This is a genomic window from Dyadobacter psychrotolerans, assembly GCF_004349265.1.
In the GTDB taxonomy this organism is placed as follows: Bacteria; Bacteroidota; Bacteroidia; order Cytophagales; family Spirosomataceae; genus Dyadobacter; species Dyadobacter psychrotolerans.
Genome location: NZ_SMFL01000006.1, coordinates 273,143 through 286,996 on the forward strand (window position 1 = coordinate 273,143; position 13,854 = coordinate 286,996).

Below are 13,854 nucleotides of genomic sequence, written 5' to 3' on the forward strand. Positions count from 1 at the left end.
CACTTAAGTCACTTTAAAGCAATGATTTGCATGCATAAGATGGGTATCCGGTCGATCGCGCTGATTCTGATTGTGTTATTAGCGGCCACTTCCTGTAGTAAAAAGAAAAGGCCAACTAGCTTAAAACCGGGCAAAACAAGCTCAAAAACCGGTTTGGCTTACAATGGTAAAGATGGATTTGAAGTAAAAAACTTTAAAGCCCTTCCTGCCGGTCCTGACCTTGTTTATATCGAAGGAGGCCGTTTTACAATGGGATCTTTGGAAGAAGAAGTTATGGGAAGACGCGACAACGAGAAACGCACTGTCAGTATCAACTCATTTTATATGGACCAGACGGAAGTTGCAAACGTCCATTATCTGGAATATCTAAACGCAGTACAAAGAGATTCATCTGAAGAATTTTACGCAAAAGCATTGCCTGATACAAATGTTTGGTACAATGAGCTGTCATTTAATGATTCTTATGTAACCATGTATCTGAGACATCCGGGCTTTCGTCTTTATCCTGTCGTAGGTGTATCCTGGGTACAGGCAAATGACTACTGTGCATGGCGTACAGCTGCTGTGAGCCAGGCTAACAATACAGCCGGACAAGCAGCAGGCAAGAAAAAAGGATTTGCAATCAGTAAGAAAAAGAGAGCTGCCAAAGCTGATGCAGCAGCAGTTGCAAGTAGCGGTCCAGCTCCACAGCTTCGTATCGAAAGTGGATATGTGATGCCTCCCTACCGCCTTCCAACAGAAGCAGAATTTGAATACGCTGCAATGGCGATGATCGGAACACAATATTCTGATGAAAACCAGTCAAATCAAAGAATTTATCCCTGGGATGGTTCTACAATGCGTCAGCCTCGTGGCCGTAAGCAGGGAACAATGCTTGCAAACTTCAAACGTGGTCCTGGTGATTACGCTGGTATAGCAGGTAAATCCAATGACGGAGCGATTATCACGCAAGAGATCAGAGCTTATCCGGCTAACGATTTCGGTTTGTATGACATGGCAGGAAACGTGAGCGAATGGGTAGAAGATGTTTACCGTCCTGGCTCAAACAAGGATGTGGCAGATTTGAACTCATATCGTCGTAATGGTTTCCAGGATGAAGCTAAAAATTATGATACAAAAAATTCTAACTCAATGATCAATGATAATCTGAGAGTTTATAAAGGCGGTTCATGGTCTGACGTTGCTTACTGGTTATCTCCGGGAACACGCCGTTACATGGATCAGGATTCTTCAACAGCAATGGTAGGTTTCCGTTGTGCAATGATTGCAACCGGAACGCATAAAAATTAATAATTCAAACATACTTTGAAGAGCCATTGTCCTCACCCGATAATGGCTCTTTTTTATGCTTTATAATTAAAAACGTCAGTGCTGCGCAACTGCAATTGTGATAATATGAAATTTTTTGCAGCCTGCTGCCTTCAACGCTTCTACACATGCTCCCAGCGTTGCTCCGGTTGTTAGAACGTCATCAATTATAATCACACTTTTTTGATTTATCTTCTCGTTTACTTCAAAAACCCCATCCACATTCTCGTGGCGTTCCTTTTTCGTTTTACCTGTTTGAGTTTCAGTATATTTGTTTCTGATCAAAGCTTTTCCCGACCACGGAATCTGGGTAGCATTGGAAAAACCTTCTGCAAGCAAGTCGCTTTGGTTGTAACCTCGTGCCGCCATTTTCTTTCTGTGTAGAGGAACGCTGATGATCAATTCCGCTTCCGGTAATACCTGCTCTGCAAGCATTTCCTGCCCAAGCATAAAACCAAGTAACAGACCAACTTCCTTATTTCCTCTATATTTTAATGCATGAAGCAGTTTCTGCACTTTCCCTCTTTTTGTAAAAAGTAAAAATGCATGCGTTGACAATACCTCGGGATAAGTGACAAACCGGTATTTCACCCCGTCTGCGTGAATACTGTTTTTCTCAATTCTTGGCAAAGAGATCCTGCATAATGTGCAGATAGTTTGTTCATTTCCTATCAGACTGTGATCGCATACTTCGCAGCAACGGGGAAAAACCAGATCTACAAAATCACTCCATAATGTTTTTAGCTTCATGATTTTAATTGTCAAATAATCAGCAGGTTAAATAAATTCCAAATTTAACAGGTGCATCTTTTTCATTAAATACGAAAAGCCTTCGGTCGTTTTATAAAATCACTTGGTAACTTTACATTGTTATCAATTAAATTCCCTAATGAAAACGCTCATTGTAAATGCCCTGGTGGTAAATGAAAATAAGATTCAGCAATCTGACGTACTAATTGTTGACGGTCACATTCAGAGAATTGGGAATGACCTGCAGCATGTAGCTGCCGACAGAATTATCGACGCTCAGGGATTGCACTTAATGCCTGGAATCATTGATGATCAGGTACATTTCCGTGAGCCGGGACTTACCTATAAAGCAAATATTTACACTGAGGCAAAGGCAGCTGTTGCCGGTGGGGTTACTTCCTTTATGGAAATGCCAAATACTGTTCCAAATACCTTAACCCAGTCTCTTCTAACCGATAAATACAACATTGCAAACGAAACGTCGCTGGCCAATTATTCATTTTTCATGGGTGCTTCCAATGACAATTATGACGAAGTCATGCGGACCAATCCCAGCGAGGTTTGCGGTATAAAAATCTTTATGGGTTCCTCCACAGGAAACATGTTGGTGGATGCACCAGAGGTTCTTGAAAAGATATTCGCAAATGCTCCATGCATTATAGCAACGCATTGTGAAGACGAGCCAACCGTGAAACAGCGGATGGAATTTTATAAGGAAAAGTATGGAGAGAATGTACCCTACAACATTCATGCTTTAATTCGAAACGAAGAAGCCTGCCTGACGTCTTCCAGTTTTGCGGTTTCCTTAGCGCAAAAGCACAATACACGTCTACATATCCTGCATATTTCGACGGGAGATGAAGTATTTCTTTTTCAACCGGGAGAAAGGATAAACGGGCAGATATTACTGGCCGACAACCAACCTAAATTGATTACATCCGAGGCATGTGTTCATCATTTATGGTTCGACGCTGAGGATTATCACCGGCTTGGTAACAAAATCAAATGTAATCCGGCCATTAAAGCACCGCATCACAAGGAAGCAATTTTACAGGCTGTGCTGGATAACCGTATTGATGTGATCGCAACAGATCATGCCCCACACACCATTGAGGAAAAAGCGCAGCCTTACTGGCAGTCGCCGTCGGGTTTACCGCTTGTGCAGCATACGCTTAACGTAATGCTTGAACTAAGCAAGCAGGGAAAGATTTCCTTGGAAAGAGCCATTGAAAAAATGACGCATTCAGTTGCAGATTGTTTCGGAGTAAAAGATCGGGGGTATATTCGCGAAGGATACTGGGCAGATTTAATTCTGGTTGATCTGAATGCAGAGACAAAAGTTACGCAGGATAAGATTTATTCCAAATGCGGATGGTCTCCGTTTGAGGGAACCGATTTTCACTCAAAAGTAACCCATACCTTCGTATCCGGACATTTGGTATACGAAAACGGAAATTTTGATGAATCTGTAAAAGGGAAACGCCTACTTTTTAACCGCTAAATACTGATAATAATTTTGGATAATACCAAGGTCACCATCTGTCCAATCCAATGACTGCAAATCGTCTGGTTCGAGCCAGATGATTTGTTCATGTTCGGTAAGAACAATATTTTCTGTTTTAAGGCTACAGACAAAAGGAACGAGGATAATTTCGCGCCAGCCCTGGTCTATTATTGTAACAGGAAGTTTATCAATAATATGAATTTCAACGCCGAGTTCTTCCATGATCTCACGTTCAAGCGTTTGCTCGTCAGTTTCGTTCTCCTCCTGCTTACCGCCCGGAAATTCCCACTTCAAAGGAAAGGATAAAAATGGGCTGCGCTGTCCGGCCAGTATTTTCCCCTGATGTTCGATAATAGCACAAGGCACTCTCACAACCAATTTTACGGGAACCAGGGTTTCAATCATATGGGCGGTTACACTAATTTTACCGCAAAAGTACAAAAATTTGTATTAAAATAGAAGAGATTGGGATGATGTTTTATTTCGTAATCATTTAATAATGTGAGCGATTAAATGATGTTCCGGCTTACAATAACTTATTCAGGCTAAAACAATTCTCCTGAACGATGTCTTGGTAAAATACCTAAATGACGGAATGCTTTTTCAGTTACTTCCCTTCCCCTTGAAGTTCGTTTCAAATAACCTTCTTTAATCAGAAAAGGCTCATATACTTCCTCGATCGTTTCTGCTTCCTCGCCACATGCCGTTGCAATCGTTGAAAGCCCTACCGGGCCACCTTTGAATTTTTCAATAATGGTACTCAGGATACGGTTGTCCATTTCATCAAGACCATTTTGATCGACATCCAAGGCAAGCAGAGCCATTTCGGCAATAGCGACGGTTACACGGCCATTTCCTTTTACCTGTGCGAAATCACGGGTACGGCGTAGCAAATTGTTGGCAATACGGGGAGTTCCGCGGCTTCTTCTGGCAATTTCAAAAGCGGCATCGTCTTCCAAAGGCGTTCCTAATATGGCCGCCGAACGTTTTAAAATGGTAGTCAAAAGTTGCGCATCGTAATATTCAAGGCGTGCATTAATACCAAATCTGGCACGCAATGGCGATGTAAGCATTCCTGCCCGGGTGGTTGCGCCAATAAGTGTAAATGGATTCAGCCCGATCTGTATGCTTCTTGCATTGGGACCGCTATCAAGCATGATGTCGATTTTGTAATCCTCCATGGCAGAATACAGATATTCTTCTACAATCGGGTTCAGGCGATGTATTTCGTCGATAAACAAGACGTCGTGCTCCTGAAGATTTGTAAGCAGGCCGGCAAGATCACTCGGTTTATCTAAGACAGGCCCGGAAGTGATTTTAATACCTGCACCCAATTCATTGGCAACAATATTAGACAAAGTCGTTTTACCCAAACCCGGAGGTCCGTGCAGCAAAACGTGATCAAGCGCATCCCCCCGCTGGCGGGCAGCCTGAACAAAAATTTTCAGATTTTCGAGAATTTTATCCTGTCCTGTGAAATCATCAAATGACAACGGGCGAAGTGCCCGCTCAATTTCCTTTTCGGTATTTGAAAGGCTTTCTTTATCTCCGGACAGATAATCCTGGCGCATGTTTCTATTAAAAATCAGTTGTTAAGTTGGAGCAAATCATCATTTTCTGTCCAACCATCTAGTCAAAAATAACCGTTTTAATTGGCAAAACCGAACAACCTAACGCACTACAAGAACAGAACCACGCTTCACAACCGGATTTCGCTCGGGGAAATACAGTGCTTCATAAGATATTACGTAGGGATAAACACCTGGTAAAACTTTCTGGCCCTTGTATGTTCCATCCCAGCGATCTTCAATCTCTGTTGTGGCATAAATAACTTCACCCCAGCGGTTGTATATCCTGATTGAAAATTTGGTATAATACGCTCCGAAAACTTCAAGTCTTTCATTATGACCCTCTCCATCTGGTGAAAACGCGTCCGGAATAAAGAATCTTGGTTCACATTTATCAACTACATTTGTTGATTGCTCTGCTACACAACCTTCTTTATTGGTTGCAATAACAGTGTAAGTTCCTTCTGTGTTGACTGTAACCGTTCGTGTAGTATCGCCGGAATGCGGCCATTCGTATTTGGCAACACCAACTCCGTTTGCATCAAGGATTGTTGAGCCTCCGTCAGGTATACATATCACATATTCGGGAGCAAGGTTTAAGATCGGAGATGGTCTTTCACCAACAGCTATTGTATCAGAATTAAAGCAGTCGTTTCTGTCTTTCACAATCACAAAATAAGTCCCTGGTTCGCCGATTGTAACATCTCTTGTTTTTTCGCCGTTACTCCAGTTAAACTCAATCCACCTTTCACTGGCAACAGTAAGCACAATCGAGCTGTCTCTGCATAACGTCGTATCCGGGCCAATTGAAAATGCAGGCGGGCGGCGTAAGGTTATTTCAATCGTATCCGAAGCAAAACATTCGCCGTCTGGTCCGTTGTATGCAATCGCTATATATCTTCCGGTTGTCGTAGCACGGTAATCTCTCTGACGGCCAACCACTCTTCCGCGACTTATCCAGGCATATTTTTCTGCTTCAACATTCACACGTAAAGGAACGTAAGCCCCGCAGGTATCTTTATCCGGACCCAGATTGATTTGTGAAGGTGTTTCGTAAATAGTAACCTGATTAACAATAATCGTGTCCTTACATTGATTTGAAGCACGAAGCGCCACCTGATAAATACCGGGTGCAGTGTAGGTAAAGGTCGTTTTTTGTTCCTTTGACGGAGCAGTAAATTCTGGTGCGGCCGGATCGTAGTTAAAGTCCCAGGAATAAGTGTCTTTTATCGGATCGCAAATAGGGCTTGCCTCGAAAGTAGTTGGCTCATTGGTACAAAAACCTTCTGCCTCAAAACCAGGCCCGGATGATTCCTGACTAAAATCCTGAACCATATTCGGCAATCCCAGCTGACTGTTTTTACCTCCTAAAAATGCTCCTTCGCGGTCATACTCAATACCGGAAAGTGAATTTCCTTCCGGTTCACTAATGGAGGCCAAATAGTCGCTTCCCTGGATAGACATGTATATCTTCCCATCCGGTGCAAACTGCAGTGCCCCGTATTTCTGAGTAGCCGAACTATCTATGGTAATAGCCGTTTCGGTCAGGAGGCTATCCGGCAACGTCAGATCATATTGTTTGAGAACCGATTTGGTCCCATTTTCTCCCTGAAACGATATATACATTTTTTCCCCGCTTGCCGAAAACTCTATACCGTAAGCAATGGGCGGCGCCGCACCCAGGTCAATGGTTTTATCGTAAGTAAGTACCCCAGTTGAATCATTAAAACTAAAAAGTTCGACATAATTCTTTGGCGGACCCGGAATGATTACTGCAAGCCTGCGCTGCCCGGTTGTACTGTCAGGAGAAGAAAATTTCATATAACCTTCCGCTTTATTCAGACTGTCATGAGCCATCCCCAACGATGGTGCGCTGGTTTCTGTCAAACCGCCGGTGGTTGCATGAAAAATGCGAAATTTATTTGTTCCATAATCATGGGAAATAACCCAGTATGTACTGTCACGATCATTACGGGCAGAAACAATTCTTTCCGTTGTTGGCTGCTGTAAAGTTGTATTTTGTTCTATAATGGCCCCTTTTCCATTATTTCTTCTCATATCTACTACGCTTACAGTCAGCAGTTTCTCTCCGTTAATATCCGAAGTTGTGAAGACATTGAACAGATATTCACAACCTTTACAGGTCGGTTGCGGAACAATCAGTACCGATTGTGTACTGTTCGGACTTCCCTTCATAGGCGCACAGGTAGTCCCGAAACAAGTCATCTCCTCTCCGTCCTTATTCCATATTTTTATACCATCGGAGTAGAAGAGTAACTGACCTTTTGAATTTGCTATGGCAGACGTTCCTTCGGGTGTATTAATTTTTCCGTCTGTAATCGGTGTGGGCGGGTTATTGGAAAAATCTAAACCTGCATTTCCACCAAAGAACCACTTAGAACCTTCCTGTGCAGCCGGTTCCATACATATTTTGACATTGACGCGATCCTGTATCTTACATCCGTTTGGAAGGATAACCTCCACCGAATAACAGCCGGAACTATCCACTTCAAGTACCTGGGTCGTATCACCTTTGGGATACCAGACATATTTTGCTCCTTCAGGTGCTCCGTCAGGATACGGATCAAGTTTTAATGTAGTTCCCGGACAAATAGTCGTATCAGTAAACCATTTTTGAAATGCAGGCGGAAGTTCTCCAATTGTTACAGACTGCATAACTGTTTCGGTAGCCCCCCCTGTTTTGGTACGAATCAACGTAACAGTATAAGTCCCGGGTGAAGCATAAGAATGCTGCGCAATCCGCCGGGTATCAGTCGCTCCCCCTTCTCCGAAATTCCATTGCCACGCAATCGCTGTTGTAAGCGTATCGCTAAACGTGGTTGAATCTGCATCGCAATCAGGATTTTGCATGCACTGCCCCTTTACCACAAAAGGAGTTTGCGCTTTCGCATACACTGCCGAAAGCAGCATCAGAAAGAAAAAACAATAAAATTGTTGCGACAATGTATTATAAAATCGACTCATGTTTCGTTACTAGATCAAGCACCCCTACCACTCTTTTTGGACAATCATATTACCCGACTATTCTAACGAAAATAAAATGTTAAAATTTTGTGCGGTAATGTCATAAAAACCATTCTAATTTGAATATTAATACGCAATTTGGTGGCATTTTGTGAAATTATTTTTTGGAATTTTTTTCTTCGTTTAAAGTTAGTGTTGTGAAAAGCGCAGTAATGTATAATATTTATGATCAAGCATATACTTTCTTTATTGGTACTGACACTTCTTTGCCAGAAAGGTTGGAGTCAGGATCCACAATTTTCGCAGTTTTACGCTAACCCGCTGTACCTTAATCCGGCCCTTGCGGGAGGAGCGCTTGCACCACGTGCAACCGTAAATTACCGTAATCAGTGGCCATCTCTTTCTGCCAATTTTGTAACAACCAGCTTTGGTGCTGACGTGTTCCTTCCAAATTACAATAGTGGATTAGGTGTTTTGGTAACTATGGATAGCCAGGGACTTGGTAATCTTAAATCAACTGATATTGCCCTACAATACTCGTACCAGGTTCAGCTTAACGATGTTACGTCTCTGCGACTTGGGATACAGGGAGGATTTGCATCAAGAACCCTCGATTACTTTGGCTTAACTTTTGGTGATCAGTACAACAATGGCGGCTTAATACCGGGCCAGCCATCAGGAGATCCGTTCGCTCAGGGAGCACCAAATGTCAATTATGCTGACTTCGGCTCTGGTTTAATGCTTTACTCTGATTGGTATTGGGCAGGTATTTCAGCTCATCATCTTAACAGACCAAACCAGGCTTTTTCTTCTGTGACTGAGGCGAGACTTCCTGTGAAAGCAAGTTTTCAGGCGGGTTTACGAATTCCTTTTGCCGGATATACTTATCTTGGAAATGAGATTGATAAAGAAAAGAGTATATCTCCTGCTATCATGTATAAAAAACAGGGCAAGTACGACCAGTTTGATGCCGGATTGTATGTAACGCTTGAACCTTTGGTTTTAGGAGCATGGTATCGAGGTATTCCGTTTAAAAAATATGAGCAGAACATTAATAATCATGAGTCTCTTGTTTTCCTTGCAGGTTTTCGTCAGGACAAATTCTCAATTGGTTATAGTTACGATCTGACAATCTCTACATTAGGTGCAAGCAGCGGCGGAGCGCATGAAATATCGTTATCTTATGTATTTGAGCCACTTACTCCTAAACAAAAGAGAAGCAAAAGCAGCAAAAAACAGCTTTCCTGCCCGAAATTCTAGGATTTACTAAACGATGTTGTTTCCTAAAATAAATAATTTGCAGCTCCCGGGTAAAGTCAATAATACGTCGTCTTATTAGCAGTAATATTCAATCCATTTTTATAATACTTCTAATGAAAAAATATTTCAAGCCTGGGAAATTCTTTACATTTCTGATCTTAACGATCTGTATGAGTTCCCTGGCTTTTGCTGCAAAAAGGGAATTTTATGAAATTAAGATTTACCATCTTAAGAGTAAAGACCAGGAAACACGGGTTGAAAACTTTTTAAAAGATGCTTACCTGCCTGCTTTGCATCGTGCGGGGATAAAAAGTGTGGGCGTATTTAAACCAGTACTTACTGATACTTCTGCCGGAAAGCTGATTTATGTGTTTACCCCTTTAAAATCACTGGATCAACTCCTTAAACTTCCCAAATCACTGGATAAAGATGCCGCATATCTGGCAGCCGGTAAAGATTATATCGACGCAGATTACAAAAATCCTCCTTACTTCCGGATCGAATCAATCGTTTTGCAGGCATTTACTGAAATGCCGATGTTTGAAAAACCAAAGCTTGACGGACCAAAAAACGAACGTGTCTATGAGCTGCGCAGTTACGAAAGCCATACCGAGAAAATTTACTGGAACAAAGTAAAAATGTTCAATGTCGGTGGTGAAGTTCCTCTTTTTAGACGACTTGGTTTTAATGCTGTATTTTATGGCGAAGTAGTTGCCGGCAGCCACATGCCAAATTTGATGTACATGACTACATTTCCAAACAAGGCATCCCGTGACGAACACTGGAAAGCCTTTAGTGCTGATGAAGAATGGAATAAACTTAAAGTAAATCCTGAATATCAGAATAACGTTTCTAAAAACGTTCAGCTTTTTTTATTCCCGACGGAGTATTCGGATATTTAGTATTTCAATATTAACATTAAGGAGTTAAGGTTTATTAAGTCTTAATTTTCTTAACTCCTTAATGTTTACTACTTTTTCACCGCCTCAATCGCTCCGCGAACGCTTCCATGTTCTTCAAGCAAAGACTCCGCTTCATCTGGTGAAACACCCAATTCATCGATGATCATGCGAATAGCCCGGTTAACAAGCTTTTCGTTTGTCATTTGCATATCGATCATTTTGTTCCCTTTTACTTTTCCAAGGCGGATCATAACTGCCGTCGAGATCATATTCAAAACCAGTTTCTGGGCAGTTCCTGCTTTCATACGCGTGCTTCCTGTCAAAAACTCCGGCCCCACAACTACCTCAACCGGAAATTCCGCTGCCTTGGCAACCGGTGACCCGTCATTACAAACCACACATCCTGTAAGCAAACCGGCCTCTTTTGCTTTATTTAAACCACCGATAACATACGGCGTTCTACCCGAAGCGGCAATGCCAATGAGTGTATCGTTTTGTGTCAGGGCATAAGGCTCTAAATCTACCCACGCCTGATTCCAGTCGTCCTCAGCATTTTCCACCGCCTTTCTAATCGCTTTATCTCCTCCTGCAATGATTCCTACAACCAGATCGAAAGGAACTCCAAATGTTGGCGGACATTCCGAAGCATCCACGACACCCAGACGCCCGCTTGTACCTGCACCAATATAAAACAGTCTTCCACCATCCTTCATACGCGGAACAATTTCTTCCACCAGGGCCTCAATCTGAGGAAGAGATTTTTGTACGGCAAGAGGTACGGTCTGGTCTTCCTGATTGATGGAATGCAGAATTTCCTGAACTGACATTTTTTCAAGATTATTATATAAGGACGACGATTCGGTAGTTAACATATGAGCTGGTTTTAACTTTCAAAAGTAATTATTTTCCAATTACCATTCTTTTACCACTGTAAATTTGGTATTTATCAAAGAATATTTTCAAAAAATTGCTTCATTATTTGGAAAATAAAAAGAATGACTTCTAATTTGTAACGAAAACATCAAAACAGCGAAATTTCGCTAAACTAATTTTTTCCGTTTTTATCAAGAATTATGAAACCGGCTATGCTCATTTCCAGTCCACTAACGGTCACGTGTACAACGTGAGTGGGACGGTATAGCTAATATCCTGCACCTCACTCACCACCAGGGAGTGAGGTGTTTTTATTTACAATATATTCACCATGGCGACAGAACTTAACAGATTTTCAAAAACCCTAACCCAGGAAGTTACCAATCCGGCAGCTCAGGCGATGCTTTACGGCATTGGATTAAAAGAAGAGGATATGGCAAAACCGCAAATCGGCATTGCCAGTACAGGTTATGAAGGAAATCCTTGTAACATGCACTTAAACGGACTTTCTGTTTATGTAAAACAAGGCATCACGGCCAATAACATGGTTGGTTTGATATTCAACACAATTGGTGTTTCCGATGGTATGACAAACGGTAACGACGGGATGCGTTATTCACTTCCAAGCCGTGATATTATTGCTGATTCGATTGAAACGGTTGTTGCTGCACAATGGTACGATGGGGTTATCGCTGTTGTAGGTTGTGACAAAAATATGCCGGGAGCTGTGATGGCAATGGCTCGCCTGGACCGCCCGGCGATCATGGTCTATGGCGGAACGATCCGTTCAGGACATTATAAAGGACAAAAACTTGATATCGTTTCTGCGTTTGAAGCACTTGGTAAAAAATTCGCCAATAATATTTCCGACGAAGACTATAAAGGAGTAATACAAAATTCAATTCCCGGTCAGGGTGCCTGCGGTGGTATGTATACTGCCAACACCATGGCTGCTTCGATCGAAGCAATGGGTTTAAGTTTACCTTTCAGCAGCTCTTACCCCGCAACACACGAAGGAAAACAGGAAGAATGTAAGAAAATCGGTGCAGCAATGAAAAACCTGCTTGAACTGAACATTACACCAAGAGATATTATCACAAAAAAATCGCTTGAAAATGCATTGACTTTGGTGATGGCATTAGGTGGTTCTACAAACGCGGCATTGCACTTTCTTGCGATTGCACGCGCAGCAGATCTTCCTTTGACATTGGATGATATTCAGGCAATTTCCAATAAGGTTCCTTTTATAGCCGATCTTAAACCTAGTGGTAAATACTTCATGGAAGATATTCTTGCCATCGGTGGTGTTCCTGCCGTAATGAAATATTTGTATTCCAAAGGAATGATACACGGTGATTGTTTGACTGTAACAGGAAAAACATTGGCAGAAGATTTAGCCGAAGCACCGGACCTTAATTTTGAAAACCAGAAAATAATTTTTCCTCTGGAAACTCCGATTAAAGAATCGGGACATATCCAGATCTTATACGGTAATCTTGCACCAACAGGCTCTGTTGCAAAAATTACTGGAAAAGAAGGTTTGACGTTCGACGGCGAAGCAAAAATTTGCGAGCACGAAACGGAAATTATTACCATGCTTTCCAAAGGAGAAATCAAGGCAGGTCACGTGGTAGTTATCCGTAACGCAGGACCAAAGGGTGGGCCTGGTATGTCAGAAATGTTGAAACCAACATCTGCGGTAATGGGAGCCGGATTGGGCGATAAAATTGCACTGATCACAGATGGTCGTTTCTCAGGAGGAACACACGGATTTGTGGTAGGACACATTACACCGGAAGCATTTGACGGTGGTCCGATCGCTTTGGTAAAAGATGGCGACCGAATTACGATTGATGCAAACACACGCCAGCTGATTGTCCATATTTCTAATGAAGAAATGGCAGAACGGAAAGCTGCCTGGATACAACCGGAGCCAAAATTCACAAAAGGAATGTTGGGACGATATATCCGCACAGTGAAATCAGCCAGTGAAGGTTGTGTTACCGACGAAGCGTAAAAATATGGAGAACGGCCAATTCAAATTGAACAGAACAGCTTTTCATGCCGGAACACATGAAGAAACTGAAAAATACTATGCGAAAAACCAACCAAAAACATCAGTTGAAAGATTGATGGCGGCTAATTACCTGAATAGTGTTGCATTTCAATTTGACTTGAACAACCCTCCAAAAATGGATAGAACTGTTTTCTCAATGCGAAAACACTCGGTATAATGGCAAATATTTTCATCGACGACTTTCAAGATTTTTTGAAATCGTTAAATGAGTATAATGTTGAATATATTTTGGTTGGAGGTTATTCAGTAATTCTTCATGGCTATTCCAGAACGACCGGAGACATGGATATCTGGGTAAAAAAAAACGAAGGAAAATTATTTGAAAATAGGAAAGGCTTTTAGAAGATTTGGAATGCGACTATTTGATATGACAGAGTCTAACTTTTTATCAAACCCAGCCTTTGATGTTTTCACCTTTGGCAGAGCACCAGTTTCTATTGATATAATAACAAAATTAAAAGGCTTGGAATTTGACTATGCCTTTGAAAATGCATCAGATCACATTGTAGATAATTTAACAATCAGACTGATACATTATAAAGACCTGATTACAGCAAAAAAAGCTGCCGGACGGCCAAGGGATATTAACGATATTGAAAATCTAGAAAATTCATCCGACTAAATAAG

12 protein-coding genes are annotated in these 13,854 nt (G+C 41.8%); 7 read left to right on the plus strand and 5 right to left on the minus strand.

Going from position 1 to position 13,854, the window contains the following annotated elements:
* The first annotated feature begins 30 nt into the window (after positions 1-30).
* Positions 31-1,290 carry a gliding motility lipoprotein GldJ gene (gene gldJ / locus E0F88_RS18250; protein WP_131959707.1) on the plus strand — a complete coding sequence of 420 codons (1,260 nt, stop codon included), beginning with the start codon at positions 31-33 and terminating at the stop codon, positions 1,288-1,290.
* 75 nt (positions 1,291-1,365) lie between these two features.
* On the opposite strand, the gene E0F88_RS18255 is transcribed toward gldJ, so the two are convergent.
* Positions 1,366-2,058, minus strand: coding sequence for a ComF family protein (locus E0F88_RS18255; RefSeq protein ID WP_131959708.1), 693 nt, complete (start codon positions 2,056-2,058; stop codon positions 1,366-1,368).
* Positions 2,059-2,197: 139 nt separating this feature from the next.
* Here E0F88_RS18255 and E0F88_RS18260 point away from each other — a divergent pair, with 139 nt between their 5' ends.
* Entirely contained in the window at positions 2,198-3,559 is a 1,362-nt protein-coding gene (locus E0F88_RS18260) for a dihydroorotase (RefSeq protein ID WP_131959709.1), read from the plus strand.
* Here E0F88_RS18260 and E0F88_RS18265 read toward each other — a convergent pair.
* The 3 genes from E0F88_RS18265 to E0F88_RS18275 all read right to left on the minus strand — a co-directional run bounded on the left by E0F88_RS18265 (position 3,542) and on the right by E0F88_RS18275 (position 8,115).
* Positions 3,542-3,967, minus strand: coding sequence for a (deoxy)nucleoside triphosphate pyrophosphohydrolase (locus E0F88_RS18265; RefSeq protein ID WP_131959710.1), 426 nt, complete (start codon positions 3,965-3,967; stop codon positions 3,542-3,544). The genes E0F88_RS18260 and E0F88_RS18265 overlap by 18 nt on opposite strands.
* 140 nt (positions 3,968-4,107) lie before the next feature.
* Complete coding sequence (gene ruvB / locus E0F88_RS18270) at positions 4,108-5,133, minus strand: Holliday junction branch migration DNA helicase RuvB (protein WP_131959711.1); 1,026 nt, start codon at positions 5,131-5,133, stop codon at positions 4,108-4,110.
* Positions 5,134-5,232: 99 nt separating this feature from the next.
* The gene (locus E0F88_RS18275) at positions 5,233-8,115 is read right to left on the minus strand and encodes a T9SS type B sorting domain-containing protein (RefSeq protein ID WP_229213815.1); all 2,883 of its coding nucleotides are present in this window, start codon (positions 8,113-8,115) and stop codon (positions 5,233-5,235) included.
* A 225-nt stretch (positions 8,116-8,340) separates the two neighbouring features.
* Between E0F88_RS18275 and E0F88_RS18280 the strand changes: the two genes are divergently transcribed.
* A complete protein-coding gene (locus E0F88_RS18280) occupies positions 8,341-9,375 on the plus strand; it encodes a PorP/SprF family type IX secretion system membrane protein (protein WP_131959712.1) in 1,035 nt (344 codons plus the stop codon).
* A 113-nt stretch (positions 9,376-9,488) separates the two neighbouring features.
* On the plus strand, positions 9,489-10,277 hold the full coding sequence (locus E0F88_RS18285) for an NIPSNAP family protein (protein ID WP_131959713.1): 789 nt from the start codon (positions 9,489-9,491) through the stop codon (positions 10,275-10,277).
* Positions 10,278-10,345: 68 nt separating this feature from the next.
* Here the strand turns inward: E0F88_RS18285 and murQ are convergent, their stop codons facing one another.
* Complete coding sequence (murQ, locus tag E0F88_RS18290) at positions 10,346-11,149, minus strand: N-acetylmuramic acid 6-phosphate etherase (RefSeq protein WP_131959714.1); 804 nt, start codon at positions 11,147-11,149, stop codon at positions 10,346-10,348.
* Positions 11,150-11,481: 332 nt separating this feature from the next.
* Here murQ and ilvD point away from each other — a divergent pair, with 332 nt between their 5' ends.
* The 3 genes from ilvD to E0F88_RS18305 all read left to right on the plus strand — a co-directional run bounded on the left by ilvD (position 11,482) and on the right by E0F88_RS18305 (position 13,849).
* Positions 11,482-13,167, plus strand: a complete 1,686-nt coding sequence (ilvD, locus tag E0F88_RS18295; protein WP_131959715.1) for a dihydroxy-acid dehydratase — start codon at positions 11,482-11,484, stop codon at positions 13,165-13,167.
* A gap of 216 nt (positions 13,168-13,383) precedes the next feature.
* The gene (locus tag E0F88_RS34320; RefSeq protein WP_229213816.1) at positions 13,384-13,569 is read left to right on the plus strand and encodes a hypothetical protein; all 186 of its coding nucleotides are present in this window, start codon (positions 13,384-13,386) and stop codon (positions 13,567-13,569) included.
* A complete protein-coding gene (locus E0F88_RS18305; protein WP_229213817.1) occupies positions 13,547-13,849 on the plus strand; it encodes a hypothetical protein in 303 nt (100 codons plus the stop codon). The genes E0F88_RS34320 and E0F88_RS18305 overlap by 23 nt, the downstream gene beginning before the upstream one ends.
* Positions 13,850-13,854: the final 5 nt, after the last annotated feature.

Excerpts from the sequence above, each read along its gene's own strand:
- gldJ (WP_131959707.1), top strand. The coding sequence starts at position 31 with ATGCATAAGATGGGTATCCGGTCGATCGCGCTGATTCTGATTGTGTTA.
- E0F88_RS18255 (WP_131959708.1), bottom strand. The coding sequence starts at position 2,058 with ATGAAGCTAAAAACATTATGGAGTGATTTTGTAGATCTGGTTTTTCCC.
- E0F88_RS18260 (WP_131959709.1), top strand. The coding sequence starts at position 2,198 with ATGAAAACGCTCATTGTAAATGCCCTGGTGGTAAATGAAAATAAGATT.
- E0F88_RS18265 (WP_131959710.1), bottom strand. The coding sequence starts at position 3,967 with ATGATTGAAACCCTGGTTCCCGTAAAATTGGTTGTGAGAGTGCCTTGT.
- ruvB (WP_131959711.1), bottom strand. The coding sequence starts at position 5,133 with ATGCGCCAGGATTATCTGTCCGGAGATAAAGAAAGCCTTTCAAATACC.
- E0F88_RS18275 (WP_229213815.1), bottom strand. The coding sequence starts at position 8,115 with ATGAGTCGATTTTATAATACATTGTCGCAACAATTTTATTGTTTTTTC.
- E0F88_RS18280 (WP_131959712.1), top strand. The coding sequence starts at position 8,341 with ATGATCAAGCATATACTTTCTTTATTGGTACTGACACTTCTTTGCCAG.
- E0F88_RS18285 (WP_131959713.1), top strand. The coding sequence starts at position 9,489 with ATGAAAAAATATTTCAAGCCTGGGAAATTCTTTACATTTCTGATCTTA.
- murQ (WP_131959714.1), bottom strand. The coding sequence starts at position 11,149 with ATGTTAACTACCGAATCGTCGTCCTTATATAATAATCTTGAAAAAATG.
- ilvD (WP_131959715.1), top strand. The coding sequence starts at position 11,482 with ATGGCGACAGAACTTAACAGATTTTCAAAAACCCTAACCCAGGAAGTT.
- E0F88_RS34320 (WP_229213816.1), top strand. The coding sequence starts at position 13,384 with ATGGCAAATATTTTCATCGACGACTTTCAAGATTTTTTGAAATCGTTA.